This is a genomic window from Streptomyces natalensis ATCC 27448 (genome assembly GCF_000935125.1).
Classification (GTDB): domain Bacteria; phylum Actinomycetota; class Actinomycetes; order Streptomycetales; family Streptomycetaceae; genus Streptomyces; species Streptomyces natalensis.
Genome location: NZ_JRKI01000002.1, coordinates 1 through 21,172, shown reverse-complemented (window position 1 = coordinate 21,172; position 21,172 = coordinate 1). Strand labels below are relative to the sequence as shown.

Annotated in this window: 18 protein-coding genes and 1 tRNA gene; 13 read left to right on the top strand and 6 right to left on the bottom strand. The window is 69.3% G+C overall.

Annotated features, from left to right (window positions below; all coding sequences use genetic code 11):
- Positions 1–61: 61 nt before the first annotated feature.
- Both SNA_RS00225 and SNA_RS40985 read right to left on the bottom strand, forming a co-directional pair.
- The gene (locus SNA_RS00225) at positions 62–526 is read right to left on the bottom strand and encodes a RidA family protein (protein ID WP_030069493.1); all 465 of its coding nucleotides are present in this window, start codon (positions 524–526) and stop codon (positions 62–64) included.
- Positions 523–684: a Sp36 family protein gene (locus SNA_RS40985; protein ID WP_003975360.1), complete on the bottom strand. Its 162-nt coding sequence runs from the start codon at positions 682–684 to the stop codon at positions 523–525. The genes SNA_RS00225 and SNA_RS40985 overlap by 4 nt, the downstream gene beginning before the upstream one ends.
- Before the next feature lie 173 nt (positions 685–857).
- On the opposite strand from SNA_RS40985, the gene bagA reads away from it, so the two are divergent.
- Entirely contained in the window at positions 858–1,859 is a 1,002-nt protein-coding gene (gene bagA / locus SNA_RS00220; RefSeq protein ID WP_030069495.1) for an ATPase BagA, read from the top strand.
- The gene (bagB, locus tag SNA_RS00215; RefSeq protein ID WP_030069497.1) at positions 1,856–3,166 is read left to right on the top strand and encodes an ATPase BagB; all 1,311 of its coding nucleotides are present in this window, start codon (positions 1,856–1,858) and stop codon (positions 3,164–3,166) included. Before bagA ends, bagB begins: the two co-directional genes overlap by 4 nt.
- A gap of 179 nt (positions 3,167–3,345) precedes the next feature.
- Here the strand turns inward: bagB and SNA_RS00210 are convergent, their stop codons facing one another.
- The gene (locus SNA_RS00210; protein ID WP_030069499.1) at positions 3,346–3,687 is read right to left on the bottom strand and encodes a WhiB family transcriptional regulator; all 342 of its coding nucleotides are present in this window, start codon (positions 3,685–3,687) and stop codon (positions 3,346–3,348) included.
- 384 nt (positions 3,688–4,071) lie between these two features.
- Here SNA_RS00210 and SNA_RS00205 point away from each other — a divergent pair, with 384 nt between their 5' ends.
- A complete protein-coding gene (locus tag SNA_RS00205) occupies positions 4,072–6,270 on the top strand; it encodes a transglycosylase domain-containing protein (protein ID WP_044362421.1) in 2,199 nt (732 codons plus the stop codon).
- A gap of 587 nt (positions 6,271–6,857) precedes the next feature.
- On the opposite strand, the gene SNA_RS00200 is transcribed toward SNA_RS00205, so the two are convergent.
- Complete coding sequence (locus SNA_RS00200; protein WP_030069504.1) at positions 6,858–7,322, bottom strand: GatB/YqeY domain-containing protein; 465 nt, start codon at positions 7,320–7,322, stop codon at positions 6,858–6,860.
- A gap of 239 nt (positions 7,323–7,561) precedes the next feature.
- Between SNA_RS00200 and SNA_RS00195 the strand changes: the two genes are divergently transcribed.
- The 3 genes from SNA_RS00195 to SNA_RS00185 all read left to right on the top strand — a co-directional run bounded on the left by SNA_RS00195 (position 7,562) and on the right by SNA_RS00185 (position 9,508).
- Complete coding sequence (locus tag SNA_RS00195) at positions 7,562–8,488, top strand: metallophosphoesterase (RefSeq protein WP_030073487.1); 927 nt, start codon at positions 7,562–7,564, stop codon at positions 8,486–8,488.
- A 274-nt stretch (positions 8,489–8,762) separates the two neighbouring features.
- The gene (locus SNA_RS00190) at positions 8,763–9,422 is read left to right on the top strand and encodes a hypothetical protein (protein WP_030073485.1); all 660 of its coding nucleotides are present in this window, start codon (positions 8,763–8,765) and stop codon (positions 9,420–9,422) included.
- Positions 9,423–9,434: 12 nt separating this feature from the next.
- Positions 9,435–9,508: transfer RNA gene (locus SNA_RS00185), tRNA-Pro, on the top strand.
- A gap of 517 nt (positions 9,509–10,025) precedes the next feature.
- Here SNA_RS00185 and SNA_RS00180 read toward each other — a convergent pair.
- Together SNA_RS00180 and SNA_RS00175 are read right to left on the bottom strand one after the other, a co-directional pair.
- Positions 10,026–10,544, bottom strand: a complete 519-nt coding sequence (locus SNA_RS00180) for a hypothetical protein (protein WP_044362419.1) — start codon at positions 10,542–10,544, stop codon at positions 10,026–10,028.
- Between the two features lie 692 nt (positions 10,545–11,236).
- Positions 11,237–12,508, bottom strand: a complete 1,272-nt coding sequence (locus SNA_RS00175; RefSeq protein ID WP_157879845.1) for a M6 family metalloprotease domain-containing protein — start codon at positions 12,506–12,508, stop codon at positions 11,237–11,239.
- Positions 12,509–12,973: 465 nt separating this feature from the next.
- Between SNA_RS00175 and SNA_RS00170 the strand changes: the two genes are divergently transcribed.
- The 7 genes from SNA_RS00170 to SNA_RS00135 all read left to right on the top strand — a co-directional run bounded on the left by SNA_RS00170 (position 12,974) and on the right by SNA_RS00135 (position 20,529).
- The gene (locus SNA_RS00170) at positions 12,974–13,648 is read left to right on the top strand and encodes a response regulator transcription factor (protein WP_030073481.1); all 675 of its coding nucleotides are present in this window, start codon (positions 12,974–12,976) and stop codon (positions 13,646–13,648) included.
- Complete coding sequence (locus tag SNA_RS00165) at positions 13,642–14,901, top strand: sensor histidine kinase (RefSeq protein ID WP_044362417.1); 1,260 nt, start codon at positions 13,642–13,644, stop codon at positions 14,899–14,901. The genes SNA_RS00170 and SNA_RS00165 overlap by 7 nt, the downstream gene beginning before the upstream one ends.
- A 441-nt stretch (positions 14,902–15,342) precedes the next feature.
- A complete protein-coding gene (locus SNA_RS42035) occupies positions 15,343–15,498 on the top strand; it encodes a hypothetical protein (protein ID WP_157879844.1) in 156 nt (51 codons plus the stop codon).
- A 363-nt stretch (positions 15,499–15,861) separates the two neighbouring features.
- Positions 15,862–17,148 carry a DUF6801 domain-containing protein gene (locus SNA_RS42030; protein WP_338059790.1) on the top strand — a complete coding sequence of 429 codons (1,287 nt, stop codon included), beginning with the start codon at positions 15,862–15,864 and terminating at the stop codon, positions 17,146–17,148.
- 197 nt (positions 17,149–17,345) lie between these two features.
- Positions 17,346–17,723: a hypothetical protein gene (locus SNA_RS00145; RefSeq protein ID WP_044362557.1), complete on the top strand. Its 378-nt coding sequence runs from the start codon at positions 17,346–17,348 to the stop codon at positions 17,721–17,723.
- A complete protein-coding gene (locus tag SNA_RS00140; RefSeq protein WP_051877562.1) occupies positions 17,720–20,050 on the top strand; it encodes an NACHT domain-containing protein in 2,331 nt (776 codons plus the stop codon). Before SNA_RS00145 ends, SNA_RS00140 begins: the two co-directional genes overlap by 4 nt.
- Before the next feature lie 185 nt (positions 20,051–20,235).
- Positions 20,236–20,529 (top strand): hypothetical protein, encoded by a 294-nt coding sequence (locus SNA_RS00135; RefSeq protein WP_030073461.1) that lies wholly within the window; start codon positions 20,236–20,238, stop codon positions 20,527–20,529.
- The last annotated feature ends 643 nt before the right edge of the window (positions 20,530–21,172 follow it).

Genomic DNA, 21,172 nt, shown 5'->3' with positions numbered 1-21,172 from the left:
TGCTATGCGCTCGCGCGCTGATGTTCGAGGGCCCTTTGGGCCTTCCGGCCGCCACCGGCGGTTATTCGGCGATTTCCACCTGGATCTCGACCTCTACGGGGGCGTCGATCGGCAGCACCGCCACGCCCACCGCGGAACGCGCGTGCACGCCCTTGTCGCCCAGGATCTCGCCCAGCAGCTCGCTGGCGCCGTTGATGACGCCCGGCTGCCCGGTGAAGTCCGGTGCGGAGGCGACGAAACCGACGACCTTCACGACGCGCTGGATCTTGTCCAGGTCGCCGGTCACCGACTTCACGGCGGCCAGCGCGTTCAGGGCGCAGGTCGCGGCGAGCTCCTTGGCCTGCTCCGGGCTCACCTCGGCGCCCACCTTGCCGGTGGCCGGCAGCGATCCGTCCACCATGGGCAGCTGGCCGGAGGTGAAGACGTACGCGCCGGAGCGCACGGCGGGCTGGTACGCGGCCAGCGGCGGCACGACCTCCGGCAGCTTCAGGCCCAGCTCCGCGATCTTGTCCTCGACGGCGCTCATGCCTGCTTCTCCCGCTTCAGGTAGGCCACCAGCTGCTCGGGGTTGTTCGGGCCCGGCACGACCTGGACCAGCTCCCAGCCGTCCTCGCCCCAGGTGTCCAGAATCTGCTTCGTCGCGTGCACGAGCAGCGGCACGGTCGCGTATTCCCACTTGGTCATGGGCCGAGCGTAATACGTGCGCGGGGCTGCGGCGGACGCCGTCCACGCCCGGCGGCCGGAGCCGGTTCCCGGCGTGTCCCTGAGATGTCCCGGAGATTTCTTCTCCCGATCTCCGGGGCATCCCGGGCGTATCCCGTGCGTGGCGGCCACGCGGACTGGTTAGGCTCCTTGGCGTGAGCAGGCTCCATGTCGTCAGCGGCAAGGGCGGCACCGGCAAGACCACGGTCGCCGCCGCCCTCGCGCTCGCCCTGGCCACCGAGGGGCGCCGCACCCTCCTGGTCGAGGTCGAGGGCCGGCAGGGCATCGCCCAGCTGTTTGAGACCGAGGCGCTTCCGTACGAGGAGCGCAAGATCGCGGTGGGACCGGCATCGGAAGGTGGCGGGCGACGGGCGGGCGGGGAGGTCCATGCCCTGGCCATCGACGCCGAGCGCGCCCTCCTGGACTACCTCCAGATGTTCTACAAACTGGGCGGCGCGGGCCGGGCGCTGAAGAAGCTCGGTGCGATCGACTTCGCCACGACCATCGCCCCGGGTCTGCGCGACGTCCTGCTGACCGGCAAGGCGTGCGAAGCGGTCCGCCGCAAGGACAAGACCGGCAGGTTCCTCTACGACGCGGTGGTGATGGACGCCCCGCCCACCGGCCGCATCACCCGCTTCCTGAACGTCAACGACGAGGTGGCGGGCCTGGCCAAAATAGGCCCCATCCACCATCAGGCGCAGGCCGTGATGCGGGTCCTCAAATCGCCCGAGACCGCGGTCCACATGGTGACGCTCCTGGAGGAGATGCCCGTCCAGGAGACCGCCGACGGCATCGCCGAACTGCGCGCCGCCGGCATCCCGGTGGGCGGCATCGTCATCAACATGACCCGCCCCGCCCTGCTGGACAACGGCGACCTCGAGGTCGCCGCCCGCGGGGCCCGTACGGGCATCGCCAAGGCGCTCTCCCAGGCCGGCCTGGGCGGTGCGCGGCGCGGCGGTCTGGCCGAGCGGCTGATCGACCCGCTCCTGGAGCAGGCCCGCGAACATGCCGAACGGGTCGAGCTGGAGCGCACGGAGCATGCCGAGCTGAAGGCGATCGGCCTGCCCACCTACGAGTTGGAGCTGCTCCCGGAGGGAGTGGACCTCGCCGGGCTCTACCGCCTGGCGAGAGACCTGCGGAAACAGGGACCCATATGACCGCGGACGACACGACCCTGGACGCCTCGGCCCCATGGCTCGAGGTCGACGCGCTGCTGGACGACCCGCGCACCCGCATCGTGGTGTGCTGCGGCTCGGGCGGCGTCGGCAAGACCACGACCGCCGCGGCGCTGGGCGTGCGCGCCGCCGAGCGGGGCCGCAAGGCCGTCGTGCTGACCATCGACCCGGCCCGGCGGCTGGCGCAGTCGATGGGCATCTCGGAGCTCGACAACGTCCCGCGCCGGGTCAAGGGCGTCGACGAGACGGCCGGCGGCGAACTGCACGCGATGATGCTGGACATGAAGCGCACCTTCGACGAGATCGTCGAGGGCCATGCGGACGCCGAGCGGGCGCGCGCCATCCTGGAGAACCCCTTCTACCAGTCCCTGTCGGCCGGTTTCGCGGGCACGCAGGAGTACATGGCCATGGAGAAGCTCGGCCAGCTCCGCGCCGGCGACGCATGGGACCTGATCATCGTCGACACCCCGCCGAGCCGCTCCGCGCTGGACTTCCTGGATGCGCCCAAGCGCCTGGGCTCCTTCCTGGACGGCAAGTTCATCCGGGTGCTGATGGCCCCGGCGAAGGTCGGCGGCCGGGCCGGGATGAAATTCCTCAACGTCGGCATGTCCATGATGACGGGCACCCTCAGCAAGCTGATGGGCGGTCAGCTCCTGCGGGACGTCCAGACCTTCGTGGCCGCGATGGACACCATGTTCGGCGGCTTCCGCACCCGCGCGGACGCCACGTACCGGCTGCTCCAGGCACCCGGTACGGCGTTCCTGGTGGTGGCGGCGCCGGAGCGGGACGCGCTGCGCGAGGCGGCGTACTTCGTCGAGCGGCTGGCCGCCGAGCAGATGCCGCTGGCCGGCCTCGTGCTGAACCGCGTGCACGGCAGCGGCGCTGCCCAACTGAGCGCAGAGCGCGCGCTGGCGGCCGCCGAGGCGCTCACGGAGCGCGCCGCGGAGGAGGACTGCGCCGAAAATCTTGAACCGGCCGGCATTGTCGATCATCACAACGGGAAGGCTGACCCAGGAACCGCCGGCAGCCTCTCCCCCGCTGCCACGGCGGAGCAGGAGCCACCCACCTCGGCCTCAGCGGCACACCTCGCCGCCAGGCTGCTACGACTGCATGCGGAGCGCATGCAGGTCCTCGCCCGCGAACGGCGCACCCGCGATCGCTTCACCGCGCTGCATCCCGAGGTCCCGGTGACCGAGGTCGCCGCGCTGCCCGGTGACGTCCACGACCTCGCGGGCCTGCGCGCAATCGGCGACCGCCTTGCCCTGAGCCGCGCCGAAGCCGACCGCTGACCATCGACGGCCGTACGGCACCGGCCTCACAGCGAAGGCCGAACGACAACGGCCGCTGAACGACGACGCGATCAACGACAGTGATCAACAAGGGCGATCAACGGCGCCGCAGAGCCGGCGCCCACCACCCACGCATACCGAACGTCCGTGACGGCCCAGCCACGACCGCCCGACCGCGTCTATCCCACCGCGGCGTACTCCTCGAAGGTCTCGTCCTCGCAGTCCACCGGCAAAATGCCCGTGCTGCGCTCATATTCCGTGCGCGCCGTCTCCAGCAGTCGGCGCCATGACGTCACGGTCGGCCGGCGGCGCAGCAGCGCCCTCCGCTCCCGCTCCGTCATACCGCCCCACACACCGAACTCCACCCGGTTGTCCAGGGCGTCGGCCAGGCACTCCGTGCGCACCGGACAACCGGTGCACACCGCCTTGGCGCGGTTTTGCGCTGCCCCTTGCACGAACAATTCATCCGGATCTGTCGTCCGGCAGGCTGCCTGTGCGCTCCAGTCGGTTACCCAGCTCATGCTGGCGCCGTCCTCTCCCGAAATCGAGGCTCCCCCACGGCGGCAAGCGGCATATTCACCGTTGCCAGTTGAGGACGTTACGGAAGGCAGGCAGGGCGCAACACCCCCTTCGGGCCCAATCTTGAATGGCCCGAACGGACTATGCGTACGCGGCAGATCACCCAACGGAGTGACCGGACGACATACGTCACTTTCCCCCCAAGTCCGGACAATTCACCGCGGACACATGGGACTTCCGGCGGCACAAGCGGGCAAGGGGGACGGGCGTCGTACAGGGAGAGGGGGTTGACGAACCGAGGCGAACGATCCCGCTGTGACAGGTGAGAACAGGCTAAGCGAACAGGTGCACCCCTGTCCGGCGATTCAGAACGTAGGCTTGTCCGCATGGCTAAGAAGCGCGAGGGCGGGGGTCTGTCCAGGACCCAGATGGCCGCCAAGTTCCTCGGTGTCAGCGTCCTGGCCGGAGCCGTACTCGCCGGCATCGCGCTGCCCGCCGCCGGTGCGCTGGGCCTGACCGCCAAGGGCTCCGTCGAGGGCTTCGACGACATCCCGGCCAACCTCAAGACGCCCCCGCTCAGCCAGCGGACCACCATCCTGGACGCCGACGGCGGCGAGATCGCCAAGGTCTACTCCCGCGACCGCACGGTGGTGAACCTCAAGCACGTCTCGCCGTATATGCAGCAGGCGATCGTCGCGATCGAGGACGCGCGCTTCTACCAGCACGGCGCCATCGACCTGAAGGGCATCCTGCGCGCGCTCAACAAGAACGCCCAGTCGGGCGGCGTCGCGCAGGGCGCGTCCACGCTGACGCAGCAGTATGTGAAGAACGTCTTCATCGAGGAGGCGGGCGACGACCCCGACAAGGTCGCGCAGGCCACCCAGCAGACGCTCGGCCGCAAGGTCAAGGAGCTCAAGTACGCAATCCAGCTGGAAAAAGAGCTCGGCAAGCGCAAGATCTTGCAGAACTACCTCAACATCACGTTCTTCGGCCAGCAGGCGTACGGCATCGAGGCCGCCGCCCAGCGCTACTTCAGCAAGCCCGCCAAGGACCTGAACCTGGAGGAGTCGGCCCTGCTGGCCGGCATCGTCCAGTCGCCGAGCCGCTACGACCCGGTCAACGACCCGCAGGAGGCGAAGCGGCGGCGTAACACCGTGCTCCAGCGGATGGCCGATATGAAGGACATCACCCAGGCCCAGGCCCATGCGGCCGCGCAGCGCCCGATCCGGCTGGAGGTCAGCCGCCCGCAGAACGGCTGCATCACCGCCGTGGACGGCGCGGGCTTCTTTTGCGACTACATCCGCAAGGTCTTTCTCAATGACAAGGCTTTCGGAAAGACCCGCAACGACCGTTCCAAGCGGTGGAACCAGGGTGGGATGACCATTCACACCACCCTCGATCCGCAGACGCAGAAGGCGATCCAGAAGTCGGTCGGCGACCACGTCCGCGAGGACGACCAGGTCGCCAGCGCCGCCACCATCGTCGAGCCGGGTACCGGCAAGATCCTCGGCATGGGCCAGTCCCGCCCGTACGGCTTCGGCCCGCACCAGACCCAGATCAACCTCTCGGTGGACCACGACATGGGCGGCGGCGCCGGCTACCAGCCCGGGTCGACCTTCAAGCCGGTGGTCGCGGCCGCCGCGCTGGAGCAGGGCACCAGCCCGTACCAGAAGTACTCCTCGCCGTACCGGATGCAGTACCCGAGCCCGGTGCAGACCTGCAACGGCGAATGGCAGGGCACGGACGCCACCCAGAACGAGAACCGGTCCGAGGTCGGCCCGTACGGGATGAAGGAGGCGACCGCCAAATCGGTCAACACCTACTTCGTGCAGCTGATCTCCGACATCGGCATCTGCCCCGCGGTCAAGATGGCGCAGAAGATGGGCATCGAACGGGCGGACGGCAAGCCCTTGCAGCAAGTTCCGTCGATGACGCTGGGCGTGCAGGAAATGTCGCCGCTGACCATGGCAGCCGGTTACGCCGCCTTCGCCAACGGCGGCGAGTACTGCTCGCCGGTCGCCATCGAGTCGATCACCGACGCACGCGGCCGGCAGATGCAGGTCCCGCAGAGCAGCTGCCACAGTGCGATGTCCAAGAAGACCTCGGGCACCATCAACACGCTCCTGCGCGGCGTCGTCCAGGACGGCACCGGCAAGAAGGCGGGCCTCAAGGGCCGCGACAGCGCCGGCAAGACGGGCACCAGCGACAGCCGCTACGCCGCCTGGTTCGTGGGCTACACCCCGAATGCGGCCGGGGCGGTCTGGGTCGGCGACCCCCTGCACCAGCGCAAGATGTACAACATCACCATCGGCGGCGTGTACCACGACAAGGTCTACGGCGCCGACACCCCCGGCCCCATCTGGCGCGACGCCATGACCGGCGCGCTGGCGGGCCGCCCCGCCCCGGCCCTGTCCACCGTTCCGATCGACGACCCGGGCAAGGGCCGGAACAACGGCGACGGCGGCCAGAACAAGGGCGGCAAGCACCGCCCGGGCGGAAACCACGACGGCGACAACAAGCCGGGCGGCGGCTGGCACATCCCGGGCTTCCCGGATGTTCTGGGGGGCGGCAACGGGGGCTGGTGAGTGGGTAGTTGGCTGCGCTGGGGTGCGGGACGGCCTGGGGCGGTTGGTCGGGGCGGGGCCTTTGGCCGGGGCGGGGCCTTTGGCCGGGGCGGGGCCTTTGGCCGGGGCGCGGGGGGGGTGGCCAGGCCAGGGCGGGTGACTGAGCAATGGCGGGTGACCGGCCCGGGGCGGTTGGCCGGTCCAGGGCGGTTGGTCGGGCCAGAGCGGTTGGCTGGCACAGGGCGGCTGGTCGGGCCAGAGCCGTTGGCCGGCACAGGGCAGCTGGCCGGCTCACGGCGGCCGGTCGGTCGGCAGCGACGTGTGTGGCGGAACGGGGAAGGGGCGCCCTCTGAGAGGGCGCCCCTTTTCGTGCGTCCGCCGTGCGCGTCGGCCTTCGCGCATCGGCCTTCGCCCGTCCGCCTTCGTGCGTCCGTTTATCTTCGCGTTCGGGCGTGGACGGGGGCGTGTGGGCTGGGCCGCACGGGCAAAGCCGTGTGAGCCACGTCACCGGCGGGAGCGGGCTGCCCGGGCTACGGAGCCACGGGCCACGAAACCGACCAGAGCCGCGCCCGGCCGCGCCCGGCCGCGCCCGGCGGCCGCCAGCCGCCTCAGCCCGCCAGCAGCTTCTTCACCGTCGCGGCCACCCGGCCGCCGTCGGCGCGCCCCGCCACCTTCGGGTTGACGATCTTCATCACGGCGCCCATCGCCTTCGGCCCCTCGGCGCCCGCGCCCTTGGCTTCCGCCACGGCCTCCGCGACCAGCTGCTCCAGCTCGTCGTCGGTCAGCTGCTTGGGCAGATAGTCCGCGAGCAGCTCGCCCTCGGCCCGCTCCCGCTCCGCCGACTCGCTGCGGCCGCCCTTCTCGAAGGCGTCCGCGGCCTCCCGGCGCTTCTTCGCCTCCCGCGCGATGATCTTCTCGACCTCGCCGTCGGACAGCTCGCGCGCCTCGGTGCCCGCGACCTCCTCCTTCTGGATCGCGGTCAGCGTGAGGCGGAGGGTGGAGGAGCGCAGCTCGTCGCGCGCCTTGATCGCGGTGGTGAGGTCGTCCTGAAGCTTGGACTTGAGCGTGGTCATGCCGTCGAGTATGCCCCCACCCACCGACAACCGCCGCGCCTTTTCCCCGCAGGCCATGCCACACACGGCGCCACGTCCCGTACCCGGACGCCCGCCCGCCCCCAGCCTCCCGGACCACCGCCCCGTCCCTTGCCCATCCCCTCCCCCGTCCTTTCCCCTCCCCGTCCTTTCCCCTTCCCCGGTCGCCCCCCGACCTTCCCCATTCCCCCCTCTCCCCTCCCCTCTGCAACGATGGGGACATGCGCGCGCGATACGGAGTACCCCTGACCCTGACCGCAGTCGGCGCGGCCGGCCTGGCCTACGCCGCCGGCTTCGAAGTCCGCTCCTTCCGCCTCCGGCGCGTCACCGTGCCCGTACTGCCCCGCGGAATGCGACCGTTGCGCCTGCTCCAGGTCTCCGACGTCCACATGGTCGGCGGCCAGCGCAAAAAGCAGCGGTGGCTGCGGTCGCTCGCCGGTCTGCGCCCCGACTTCGTCATCAACACCGGCGACAATCTCTCCGACCCTCACGCCGTCCCGGAGACCCTGGACGCCCTGGGCCCGCTGATGGAGTTCCCCGGCGCCTACGTCTTCGGCTCCAACGACTACTACGGCCCCAAGCTGCGCAACCCCGCCCGCTATCTGCTCGAGCGGGCCCAGGGCCGCCACGGCCTCAACGGCAATGCCCCCGCCGTGGGCGTCGTGCACAACCCGTGGGAGGACCTCCGCGACGCCTTCGACGCCGCCGGCTGGGTCGGCCTGTCCAACACCCGCGGCCGGCTGAAGCTGGACGGTTTCGAGATCGCCCTGACCGGCCTGGACGACCCGCACATCAAGCGCGACCGCTACGCCCAGGTGGCCGGCGGCCCGGAATCCGGCGCCGACCTCTCCCTGGCCGTCGTCCACGCCCCGTACCTGCGCTCCCTGGACGCCTTCACCGCCGACGGCTACCCGCTGATCCTGGCCGGCCACACCCACGGCGGGCAGCTCTGCATCCCCTTCTACGGGGCCCTCGTCACCAACTGCGATCTCGACACCGACCGCGTCAAGGGCCTGTCCACCCACACCGTCGCCGGCCGCACCTCCTACCTCCATGTCTCCGCCGGCTGCGGCACCAACCGCTACACCCCGGTCCGCTTCGCCTGCCCGCCCGAGGCGACGCTGCTGACACTGACCGCACGGGACTGAGCCCGTCCCCGCTCGGGACCCGGCACCCCGGAGGCCGGCACCACGAGGGCCCTGCCCGATGCCACTGTTCCGCCGGCGCGCGGCGGGGCCGCCCGCGAGTACGGACCTCACGGGGCGGGGCGGCCCGTGTGACACGCACCCCCGCGGGGCAGGCCCGGCCGCGGGATCCCGTACGCACCCTCACGGGGCGGCCCGGCCGCGATGGCGGATACCGACGCCCCGGCCCGGCCCCGCCCCTCCCGCCTCCAAGGGGTCCGCCCCCTAACGTGGAGGAATGTCCGACCCCACCCGGACCTCGCAGTCCACGCGCCACGCGACCGGTCCGGCCGGCGCCGCCGCCCGGACCCCGGCAGCGGCCGTCGCCCCCACCGTCCGCCGCCCCCTCGCCGCCAGCGTCCGCGCACTGATCGCCGCGGCCGCCGCCACCGGCCTCGTCCTCGCTGCCCTCCGCGCCCCCGACCCGCCGCGCCTCCTCGCCGACTTCACCCTCCAGGCCAACCTCGCCGCGGCCGTCGTCTTCACCGTCTGCGCCCACCGCGCCTGGACCGGCCGCCGTCCCGTGTCCCCCCGCCTCACCGGCGCCGTACTCCTCTTCCTCACCCTCGCCGCCCTCACCCCCTGCCTCACCTCCGCCCCCGCCGACCCCCTCCTCACCACAGCCGCCCCCGCGGGCGCCCTGGCCGACTGGCTCCTCCTCACCCCACCCCGCGACTTCCGCCTCCCCTACACCTGGCAATGGCCGCTCTACCCCCTCCTCCACCTCTCCCTCACCGCCCTCCTCGTATCCCCCTCCCACCCCCTCCACACCACCCTCACCCTCGCCGCGGCCGCCTGCCTCCTCCCCTTGATCGCCCTCGCGATCGACCAGGTCAGGCCCGCTCCCCACCTCCACAGAAACCGGATTTCGCCTACGCGGATCAGTCCGCTAAAGTAGAGTTCGTTGCTTCGGGGTGTAGCGCAGCTTGGCAGCGCGCTTCGTTCGGGACGAAGAGGTCGTGGGTTCAAATCCCGCCACCCCGACTGAAGAAACAACAGGTCAGGGGCCTGATCCGCGAGAGCGGGTCGGGCCCCTGATGCGTTTCCTGGGCCTCTTGGGAGCCATTTGGGAGCCGACTTCGAGATCCGGCTCCCGGAGCGACGCACAGCGGCGAGCCGTCAGCCAACCCCAACGGCCCAACTCGCCCATGCGCTTGTGAGCTGAGCCACATCCTCGGCCCCCTCGGACTCCCGTTCGCTGCCCGGTGACGGGCATCTATACGTGTCGTAGCCTGTCCATCACCACGTTGGGGAGGGACATATCGTGCGTGCGGAGTGCCTGTGACGGTGATCGACACTCGACTGATACAGACAGCCGTGATCGGGAGTGCCGTCTCTGCACGGGCTGGACCCGCTGGTCAGACGGGTAGCGTCGTGCTGATGTCGAACAGGCGTTGTCCAGGCCACCCCAGCCGCCGCCTGACCGGCGCACCGGACGGACTGCCGCCCCCGGCCCCTGAACAGGGACCGGGGGCGGTGTCGTTCCGGGAGGCGGGACCGGCTACGCCACAGTGAGTGCCTTGACGCCGGAGAGCAACGGGACGAGCGAGTAGTTACCGTCCCCCGCACCGCAGGACACGCCCGTGTCGGCGGTGTTGGAGACGTTGGTCCCAGCGGCGAACCGACCGTCGCCGCCCGTCACCACGGTCGTGAAGTGGTTGGTCGCCGAGCCGGAGTAATACACGCACTGATGCAGATTCAGGTAACGCCCATTGCTCAGGTTCAGTGCCTTGACGCCGGAGAGCAACGGGACGAGCGAGTAGTTACCGTCCCCCGCACCGCAGGACACGCTCGCGTCAGCGGTGTTGGAGACGTTGGTCCCAGCGGCGAACCGACCGTCGCCGCCCGTCACCACGGTCGTGAAGTGGTCGGATGCCGAGCCGGAGTAGTACACGCACTGGTGCAGGTTCAGGTAGCCGGAAGCGGCGAAGGCCGGCGTCGACATCCCCATGACGGCACACACGCTCACTGCGGCCGCGACTGCCAGCGTCCACAGCTGTCTGACCATCGATCGCGTCATCTCGTAGTCCCCTCCTCACGCCGAGACGGCGCCGGGACGAGCCCCGGCCCCGCGGCGGAACCCCAGGAAACCACTGACGGCCACGGCGGGTATCGGGATGAACACCCTCATCATCCAAAGAAGTGATGAGTCGACCGCGTTTGCGTACATTGCATGACCGGCCAGCGACCTTACTGTCACAGCTCCGGGCTCCACCATGCGCAGTGCTTCAGCGCCGCAATAGCCGACCCGGCGACGGGTGGTGGTACGACGCCGACGAGACAGACGAGGGTGGGGTTGCCGTGACCCAGCTCAGGCCGCCCCACCTGCACGACTTCCCCCGACCGGACAAGCCCTGAGCAGGGGCTAACGTGTCCGGCCTAAGCCGACGGGCTTAGCTCCGTGCCCCTCCGTCCAGCGGGGAGCGTCCCGGGCGGCTCCCCTGAAGGATGCCGCGCCACGACAACGCGGTGAGGGAAACAGGTCCCGCCCCTCCGCTGGGGTTACCTGGGGAGGCGGGACCACCCGGCAGCCCCGCCAACCTCCGCTCCCCGTCCCTGCTGGTCGTGGCGGGGCCAAGTACCGCGAGTGGGTCGGCCAGCGCGGGTGTCCGGCCGTGGGCCGGCGGGCTACTGCCCCCGCGCTCGTTGACGCCTGCTGGCCGGGGTCTCTTCCTGCCGGCCGGCGCCGAGGCCCGTAGGTACCGCGTGTGGTCAGGTTTTGGTGACGGTGACGTTGTAGCTGCCGTCCTGGTTCTCGTTCCGCACGGTGATCGTGGTGCCGGTGGCGGCGTCCTTGTACTGCTGGGGCGAAGACGGCTTTGTGTCCAAGGTGGGTGCTGCGCTGCAGGGGTCGGCGCCCGGGGTGCGGGGGCCGAGGATGCGGATGGGGCCTTGTCCCATGGGTGTGGTGGTGTCGACCGAGTAGACGAGTAGGCCGGTCCGGCAGGCATCGTGGTCGACGCCCTTTTTGGCGCGTACTTCGACGGCAACTGCCTTATTGGGTCCGGTGGTTATCACTGCCATCTTGGTTCCGTCGGCCGTTTCCACGGGGGAGATGCGGTGCTCGGTGGTGCCGGGAGCGGTGACACAGTCGATCTGCTCCGGTGCGATCCAGCCCAGTTTCTGTTTGTGCCAGGCGAAGAAGTCGGGCTGCGCGCCGACTTCTTGGCCCATGATGTCGTACTCGCCGACGTACTTGCCGTTGCCGCTGCCGTCGCTGCTTTCGGCATAGAGGTCGGGCAGGCCGAACAGGTGGCCTGTTTCGTGGGCCACGACCCGGTACTTGAGTTCGTTGTCGTCGCCGAAGAAGGTGGCAGCGTGACGGACTTGGGCGTCGCCCACGGTGATGGGATCGCCGGCGTAGGCCGCGGTCGCGCCGGTGTCTATGGCTTTGGTGTTCAGGGTCGCCACGATGTCGACCATCGGGTGAGCGGCGAGGTCGATCGACGGGTCGGCGGCTTTGGCCGCCGCGACCGCGTCGTGGATGTAGCGGGCCTGTGTCTCGGCGGAGTAGCCGCGCTTCATCCCGTACGCCGTTGAGGGTTTCGGCATCCGGACCCACCGCAGCACTGGGTCGAGCCGCAGGTCCAGCCGGTTGTAGGAGGCGGTGCGGTACCAGTCCTGCGCCGGCGCATAGGTGTCGTACCGCTGCTGGACGTTCTCGGTGGCCGGTGCGTCGGGAAAGTCCACGAAGATCATCAGGGCCTTGACCTTGCCCTGGGGGCGAATGGCCGTGGTGAAGTCCGTCGGCCCCTCGGCGAGGTCCGTCGGCCCCTTGTCCGTGGACCGCAGACGACAGGGCGCTGCCTTCGGCGCGGCCACTCTGGGCAGGGCGGAAGCCGTTTCCCGGTCCTGTTTTCCCGGGGTCGGCGGTGCCGAGGCAGTCCTGTGCAGGAGCTGGCCGCGGTGACCGCAGCCCACGAGTGAGGCCGCGAGCAGTACGGCCAGGACAAGGGCACCGCAACGCGCGGTGGGGTGGTTCATGGGTGCTCCAATGCAGTGGGGCCGACGTCGTCGCCATCGCTGTGCGGCCCGAAACGTGCTTGCGTACGACCGGTGCCGCCGGACAGTGACACTCCGTACGACCGCCCATGGCAGCCCGTCGGCGGTGTTACGGCGCGTCCCGGTCCGGAGACGCGGGCCACTGGCGGGTGAGGCTGGGGCCCTCACTCGCGTCAGTCGCTCCGGCGCTGCTGAAGAGTGCCCGAGGAAGGGTGAGGATTTCATGAGGCCGCTCATGACCTGCGGGCCTGCGAACCGAGCCGGTGCTGGATGAGGTGGCGGGGTGATGCGGGCGCCGCGGTCAGCTGCCCTTCCCGGCTTCCACGGGTTTGAGGTCGACGAGGTAGGCGTCGACGGCGTGGGTCACACACGCGTTACTGCGGACGTTGGCGAGGACAGGAATTTGACGAGGTCAGGACAACTCGTACCCCGGCTATCCTGGCCTTTGTGCGTGTACTGGTGGTCGAGGACGATGACAATCTGCGGTTCGCGGTGGCCGCGGCACTGCGCGCAGACGGCCTGGCCGTCGACGAGGTCGCGGACCTGCCCGCTGCCGACGAGGCCCTGTTCATCACCGGCTACGACTGCGCAGTGTTCGACCGGATGCTCCCGTCCGGCGACTCCCTCGACTACGTGCAGGACCTGCGCCTGACCGGACGGACGGTGCCGGTGCTGTTTCTCACCGCCCGCGACCAGGTCGAGGACCGCGTCGCCGGATTCGCCGCCGGCGGCGACGACTACCTGGTCAAACCATTCGCGCTGCCCGAGCTGACGGCCCGGGTCCGCAGCCTGTGCCGCCGGGCCGGGACGGTTCGCCCGCCCGTGCACCGGCTGGCCGATCTGGAGATCGACACCGCCCGCCGGCAGGTCCGACGGGGCGGCGTGCTGCTGATCCTGACCCGCAAGGAGTTCGCCGTCCTGGAGATCCTGGCGGCCCGAGCCGATCACGCCGTGCCCCGCGCCGAACTGATCGAGAAGTGCTGGGACGAGATGGCCGAACCGAACTCCAACGTCGTCGACGTCCTCATGTCCCAGCTTCGCCGCAAGCTCGGAGATCCGCCCCTGATCCACACGGTCCGCGGGGTGGGCTACCGACTGACGTCCGACGGCGCCGGATGCTGACCGCGGCGGCCCGCATCCGCAGGCTGCGATGGCGGCTCACCGCGCTGTTCACCCTGACCAGCGCGCTGGGCCTGATCGCTCTCGCCGCCTTCGCCATCCACAGCGACAGCGTGGCCCGACACCGCCAGCTCGACGCGTCCCTGGAACTGCAGGCCAGCCAAGCCATCCCCCAACTCAGCCAAGACGACAAGGGCCTGGCCACCGTCGGCCAAATGCTCGACGTCATCGACGCCAACTGCCCGACGCTGACCGTGTTCGACACAGCGGCAGGGGACCTCACCACCATCTACACCCCGCCCAAACCGTGCGCCAAGGCCCGTACCGCCGACCTCCGCGATCTCGCCGCCGCCACGCTACGCCAGCAGAGCTACGCCTGGAGGGACACCCGCGCCAAGGACGGCCACCCGCTCAGGCTCCTCGCCGTAGGCTTCACCGGGCCTGACGGCCACACCTACACCGGCGCGGTCGTGACGGCCACCGACACCTCCCAAGACCAGGCAGCCCACCGCGAGCTGGCCCTCCTCCTGGCATCCGGCTGCGCGGTGCTGGTGCTGGTGTCCGCCGTCGTCGGTCATCTCCTCTCCGGCCGGGCCACCCGACCCGCCCTGACCGCACTCCACCAGCAGGAGACCTTCCTCGCCGACGCCGCCCACGACCTGCGCACCCCCACCGCCTCGCTGCGCACCCTCGCCGAGACCGCCCTGCGCGACGACAGCTCGCGCACCGCGGCACTGGAGCGCACCGTGCGCCTGGCCGGCCGGATGGGCGACCTCATCGACGGCCTGCTCACCCGCGCCCGGCTCATGGCCGGCGTGGGCGCACTCGCCCGCGAGCCACTGCGGCTCGACCAGCTCGTCGAGTCCGTGGCCGACGAGACCCCCACCGAGGCGCACCACGTCACCCTCCAGGCCGAGCCGGTCATCGTCAACGCCGATCCAGACCTACTGCGCCGGGCCATCGCCAACCTGCTCGGCAATGCGCTCGCCCACGGCCACTCCCCGGGCCGACCCGCCGAGGTCGAACTCACCGTGGCGGCCGACGGCACCCTGACCGTCGACGACGCCGGGCCAGGCATCCCGGCCGAGCTGACCGACTCCCTGTTCGAACGCTTCCAGAGCGCCTCTGGATCCAGCGGCCTCGGCCTGTCCATCGCCTCCTGGGTCGCCCACACCCACGGCGGCACGCTCGCCGTCGGCACCAGCCCACGCGGCGGTGCCCGCTTCACCCTCCGCCTCCCCGCACACCACCGGTAGCCGGACCCGTACAAGAACACCGCCATCCCTCCCACCGAATGCTGGACTCGCACGCCCCTTCCCGCAAGCAATCCACGTACCGTCGACAACAGCGTCCGATGGCACACCACGATCTACGCCCCGTGAAATCGCTCCTTACGGAACCGCGCCGACTGCCGTGCCAGTGTCGTGCCAGATGGAGCGGTAAACCGCGGTCAACAAGGGTCAGAGACGCAACCCAGTGCGCCGACCCAAGCTGCGGCATCTTCGCTGGTCAGGCAGGCATAGGGCACTCGAAAGCCCCCTGATTCCCAAGCTCAGAGTGCGAGTTCGATTCCCGTCACCCGCTCCATAGCGAAGGCCCTGGTCAGAGACCGGGGCTTTGCTTGTTGTCTAGACCGTTTTCAGTTCGGCCAGCCCTCCACCAGCCCTATCTGCTGGCGCGAGTACAACATGGAGCGTATGCCCCAGAGCGCCAACCGCCGGGGCCAGACCCTGCTGTGCGGCTCCTCCAGCAGCGACTCCCTCGTCATCTTCGTCGCCATCAGCGAACAGCCGCTGCCGCCCTCAACACGCCCACAGCTAAGGGCGATCGCCACCGCCGTCCGCGCCACATGACCTTCCCCCGCGCCAGGACCAGGGCCAAGTGGTCCGAGCCGTCGACTGGCAGCCCAGCACAGTGCACGAACATCGGCAAGCGCAGATGCACGGTTCCTGATGTTCAGACAGCTGTGAAGCGGATTCCTGGAAGTCGCCCACCAGTAAGGTGGTTTGGGGCGTGTCCGAGCGGTGCGCCAAGTTCCTCAGGCAACCACAGCCGCCTGAGCCGCGTCTTCCAAGTAGCGTTACGTGCCCCGCCGACCGAAGCGTCCGGGCGCCGCAGATCCCGCACGGGGCACGCGATCCGAGCAGCATGCTGAGCTTCAGGAAATGAGAGTCGTTCTCTCATCGCACACCCGAACAGTGGACGGGGGCTAACTCATGAGCATCAGGTGCGGCAGGCCAAGGATGAGGATCATCCTTGCGGTCGCCACGGCTTCGGCAGCGGCAAGCGGGTTGGTGGGAGGTATCGGAGCCGGAACGGCTACCGCGCAACCGCCTTCTCGCACGTTCGGCTATACGTGCTCGTCTCTCGTGATCGGCGATCAGCCATTCACAGCAGAGATCGACTCGGACATCCCGAAATCGGTCGCAGTCGGCGCGCCCAGCAAGACCATCACCGTCAAGGCGGTGGCGACGGTGGGCGCGGGTTTCACCCAGTGGCTCGCCAGCGCCGGCATGAAGACCCTCGGGGGCACGGTGGACGCGAGGGCCCATGTGGCCGCGCCACAGAATGACTTCGACGTCACGGTCCCCTTCCGCATGGCCGCGACCAGCGTCCCGGCATCCGGTCCCTTCAAAGTCACGGCAACCGCCAGCGCGACCACGGGCACCTTCAGTCATCCGGGCAAGGGGGCGGTCACCGCCGGCGGCCTCACCCTCCACCTCCTCGCGAAGAACGCGAGCGGCACCGTGACACTGGCGGGTGATGCGCCGTGCACCCTGAACGCCGGCCAAAGCGATGTCGTGGCGTCCTTCGACATCACGACGCCGAGCCCGGCGCCCTCCACCACTCCGAGCCCTTCGACCGGATCGGCGGCCTCCACTACTCCGAGGCCGACGACCGGATCGGTGGGCGCTGCCGTTCCCAAACCGACGATGTCACAGGGCGCGGGGCCCGCAAAGGACAGCGCGGCCACGCCCGGCAATCCGAGCCCCAGGGCTTCCAGCACCCCAACGGTGACGAACCCCACCCGTGCGACGCCGAGGTCGACCGAACCCACGATCGTCGGTAAGAGCTCGGCCGCTGGGCAGGACACTGGGGATCTCATCCTGCTGGCCGTGGGTGCGCTCGTCGCATGCGCCGCCGCCTTCCTCCTCGGCATGCGGCTGAAAAACCACCGCCGCACCGGTGAGGACGGAGGAGATCAGCGGTACATCACCCCGAAGCCTGACCGGCCTACCGAAGGTGTCAAGGCCGAGAGGGGCGACGTCAGTTGCCACCGGAAGGACTTGATTGCCGCTGCCCCCCAGCGTCGAGGGTGTGATGGTAGGGCAACATCGCACGGCAGCACGGGCCGGAAGGCTACGGACGGCCGGAATCTCCTGCCGGCACGTCATGTTCCGCACCAGGCTGGCCAACAGGGCGTCAGTGCGCGGGCTGGCAGTGGCGCCGATCTGGACAGCCAACTCGCGGGCTTGCTCCAGGGTGAAGAGTCGATGTCGTGACCGACGAGAAGCCCAGCACCGAATACGTTCGACAGGTGTAGTGAGCGACCACCGCCTGTGTAACGGAGGCTCAAGCAGGGCGGCGGGCAGGCACAGGCACCTGCCTGCCGGGGCGAGGACGGCCACGGAAACCGACTATCCGCGTGAAGAGGGAGGTACCTCTGTTGACTGAGATCGACACTTTACTTGGACAGGTCATGCCTGCGGTTGAAGCGGCGGTGGGTGCGTACGGCGTCGGCGTGCTGACCAGGGCCGAGGACGAGGCGGCCGGAGCGACAGTGCGGCCGGGACAGCGGCTGCTCGCCCGGATCCTGCACCGTGGCACCGACGCCGCGTCGGTTGAGGCCAGCGTCACCGACCTGGCGGGGAGGGGTGAGGACCCGGACGTACGGGCCGCACTGCGCGGGCAGCTCAAAAGGGCACTGAGGGACGACCCGCAGTTCGCCGGCGAGTTGTCGGCGATGCTGCCCGAGCGCCCGGCCGCACAGGCCACGGGGGCGCGCAGCGTCTCCGTCACGGACAATACCGGGATCATCTCCGTCGGCGATGGCGCGACGAACATCCAGTACCGGTGAGCGTCGCGCCGGATCCGCAGGAGTCGGGGCCCGTCGCACATACTCCCGACCAGGCGGGCGGCGAACGGCAGGTCACGTTCGGAGAGGTCTCGGGCATTGTCAGTTTCGGAGACCGCAATGTCATCGTGCAATTCGCCAAAGGAGCCCCCACCGAGCACGCGCTGGCCGAGTTGGTCGAGCAACTCGTGCATGCAGTGCGCGACGAGCGCGGCTCCGTTGATGACGCGCTGGCCAACATGGCCGATCTGCTCGCGAATGAGGTCCACGCGCGCCTGCGGAATGAGAAGGCACAACTGAGACTACGGGATCGGGACTCGCTGCCTGTGCGCTGGCAACCAGTGCCTGGGAAAGTGCTCGGCCGTGGGGAAGACATCCGCAACGCCCCGGCTGGGGCAACGGATGCTCCCCCGCTGGACCTGGCCGGTTCACTGGACGAGATCACGGCAGGCGTCCACGAACAGGCGGAGTCGCCCTGGCTGTTGGTGCTGGGGCGGGGAGGCTCAGGGAAGAGCGCCCTGGCCCTGCATTTCGCACTGACCCGCCTGAAAGCGCGTCGTCGCGTCCGTGAAGCGCCAGTGCCGGTGATCTTCAGTCTCGGGTCATGGAATCCTCAAACTACCTCGCTGCGAAACTGGTTGATCACCCGGTTGGAGCGGGATCAGTCCTTTCTCGCCGAGGCTGGCCCCACCGGTAATAAGACGTGGGCCGCCACGCTGGTGGATGCCGACTACGTGCTACCGATCCTGGACGGGTTCGACGAGATCGCCATCGGCCTGCGCAAAGACGCGCTGATAGCGCTCAACAGCTGCGCCATGCCACTGCTTGCGACCAGTCGCCGCGCCGAAATCGAGGCCGTCAGGAAAGAAGCCAACGTGGTGCCCTCCGCCACCGCTATCGAACTGATCGACCTCACGCTGGACGACTCCGTCAAGTACCTGCAGAAGGCCACCGGCACAACTCCCCCCGACGGTAGGGACGTCGCCCCCGAGGACGGGTGGGCTTACGTCCTGAGTGAGTTGCGCCGCCGTGACCGCACACAGGCCGCCGCCAATCTCGCCGCCGTGCTGACCACCCCCTTGATGGTCACACTTGCCCGGTTCGTCTACGAATCCAAGCGCAACCCATCGGAGCTGCTGACAGCCGAGGAGCTCGACACCCAAGAAGCCCTTGAAAATCACCTCTTGGCCATCTTCATCCCCACCGCCTACAAGCGCTTTCTCAGCACCGAGCCCGCAGCAGGAGAACCCCGGCGCTGGGACCCCGAACGCGCCCAGCACTGGCTCGGTTACCTCGCCGCACATCTGACGGAACTCAAAACGCCCGACATCGAATGGTGGCGGCTGGGGACCACCGTGAAGCTGCGGTGGCTCATGCTGCGGGTCGGGGTCACGGTCGGAATCGCCTCCGGACTCGTGGCCGGGCTCGTTTACGGCTCCGAGGCCGGGCTCTTGCACGGGCCCGCGTACGGGCTCATGGCGGCAAGTCTCACCGGCCCGGCGAACGGGCTCGCGATGGGTCTGACCTTCGCTCTCATGCATGGGTTCGTCACGAAGATGAAGGTCGGCGGCCCGAAGTTCGAACCGTCGCTCATGGAGATCAGGCTTCGGGGCTGGACGAAGAACGGGACGAAGACAAGACTGCGGGAGAGCTTCCGCCCCAGAGTCACGGGCGGGCTCGCCGGCGGTCTCCTATTCGGACTCCTGTGGGCGCTCGGAAGTGCGGCCTTTACGGCCCTCCTGGGTTATCCCGGGCCCGTGATCGCGCTGAATTCGGTGGTGCTGCTCGCGGCGGGGACCGGCCTGGGGTTCGTGATGGGGCTCATCGCCGCGCTCGGGGCCGGGTTCGAGACTGTCATCCCGAGAGAGAAAAGAGAGGAACTCGCCCTTCCGTCCGACCTGTTGAACACGAACCGCGCCACCGTACTCAAGCAGATACTCACTATCGGGCTCGTGATCGGGTCCGGGTACGGGATCACGTTCGGGCTCGCGAACAGTGCCCTGACCGGACTCGGCGCCGGACTGGTGGCCGGATCCGTGATCGCGCTCGGGGCCGGCACCATGACCGCCTGGGGGCGTTGGGTAATCCTGGCTCGAATCTGGCTGCCCTTGACAGGATGGTTGCCGAGGGACCTGGACGCGTTCCTGCAGGACGCCTGCGAGCGAAGGGTCCTGCGCCAGGTCGGCACGGTCTACCAGTTCCGCCACGCCCAGCTCCGGGACCACCTGTGCGCGACCACCGACACCCGGCCCGAGCGCATCCTTCACCGGATCGGCGACGGCAACCTGGACCGCCCGTTCGACGTCGCGGACACCGACGGCCACGGCTAGGTCGACGGGGCCGACTACCAGCGGAACGTCGATCGCTACCGCACCGCCTACAAGTTCGCCGCGGACGCCCCCGAGGCGAAGCGTTCTTCTACCAGGCTGGGCCAGTATGCAGCGCCACGCGAAGACCGATGGCCGCCTGTCCCGCGCTCCGCCGAATGCACAGCGCGGTGAAGGCAGGACCGGTGTTGCTGACCGGTCCTGCCTTCACCGCGCATGAAGAACGTCGCCTCCACCTCATAATCCCCTTCGATCGCGAGAAGCAGGACTACGTCGACTACAGCACCTTGCGGTTGTTCGCCGCGGTCTATCCCGAAGACGTCACCCTCGCCCCGCTGATCGCCTCGTCCTACTGGCGACGACTGGCCGACGGCTCCGAAACCGAGCAAGCCCGCTTCTTCGCGGAGGTCGCCACCCGCGTCTCCTCAGCCGCCGCAGCCGCCGGGACCAGGGCCGCACGCTCCTCTTCCACGGCCGTCTGAAGCCCGTGCTGCTCCGTGACCGCGAACCTCGTTACGTGAAGTGGTAGGGCACCATCTGACACAGCACCCGCACCGACGACCTCATGAAGCAAGAGGTTGTGAGAAAGCGACAAGAGCTCGAACGCACAGGAATGGAGTGGGAGGCGGGCCGTGTGGGCCCGGGCGGGGTGGTGCGTCGGGGTGTGGGTGAGTTATCGCGTTGCACGGACGCCGGAGGGGCCTTTACCCTGTTTGACTTCCGCCTGTGCCCGTTCCGGGGCCCGGCGCTGTGTTTCGAGGTGACGACTTATCTCCCAGGCCAAGTAGCCGTCCGCAGCTCCCCACGTTCTGAGGCTTCGAACGTGTCCGGGGGCGGACGTCGCGCTGGCCTGAGTTGCGTCACCCACCCCCGCGTTTCCCTGTCATTTTCCGGGTGCAGCTCTGCCGACTGCCTCGGGTTTCGTGTTCTCCAACCCCAGCGCGGCTGACGGCAGGGCTCCCCGACTCCTTGAATCAGGAGCCCCACAGTGCCTTCCCCCGCGCTCGGCAACGAGCCGCAGCACACCGCCGAGCCCCCGGCTCACCACGTACTGGACCGGTCGCCGAAGATGACCCGGGCCGCCCGGATCGCCCTGGTGGTCGTCCTGGTCGCCGAGCTCATGGA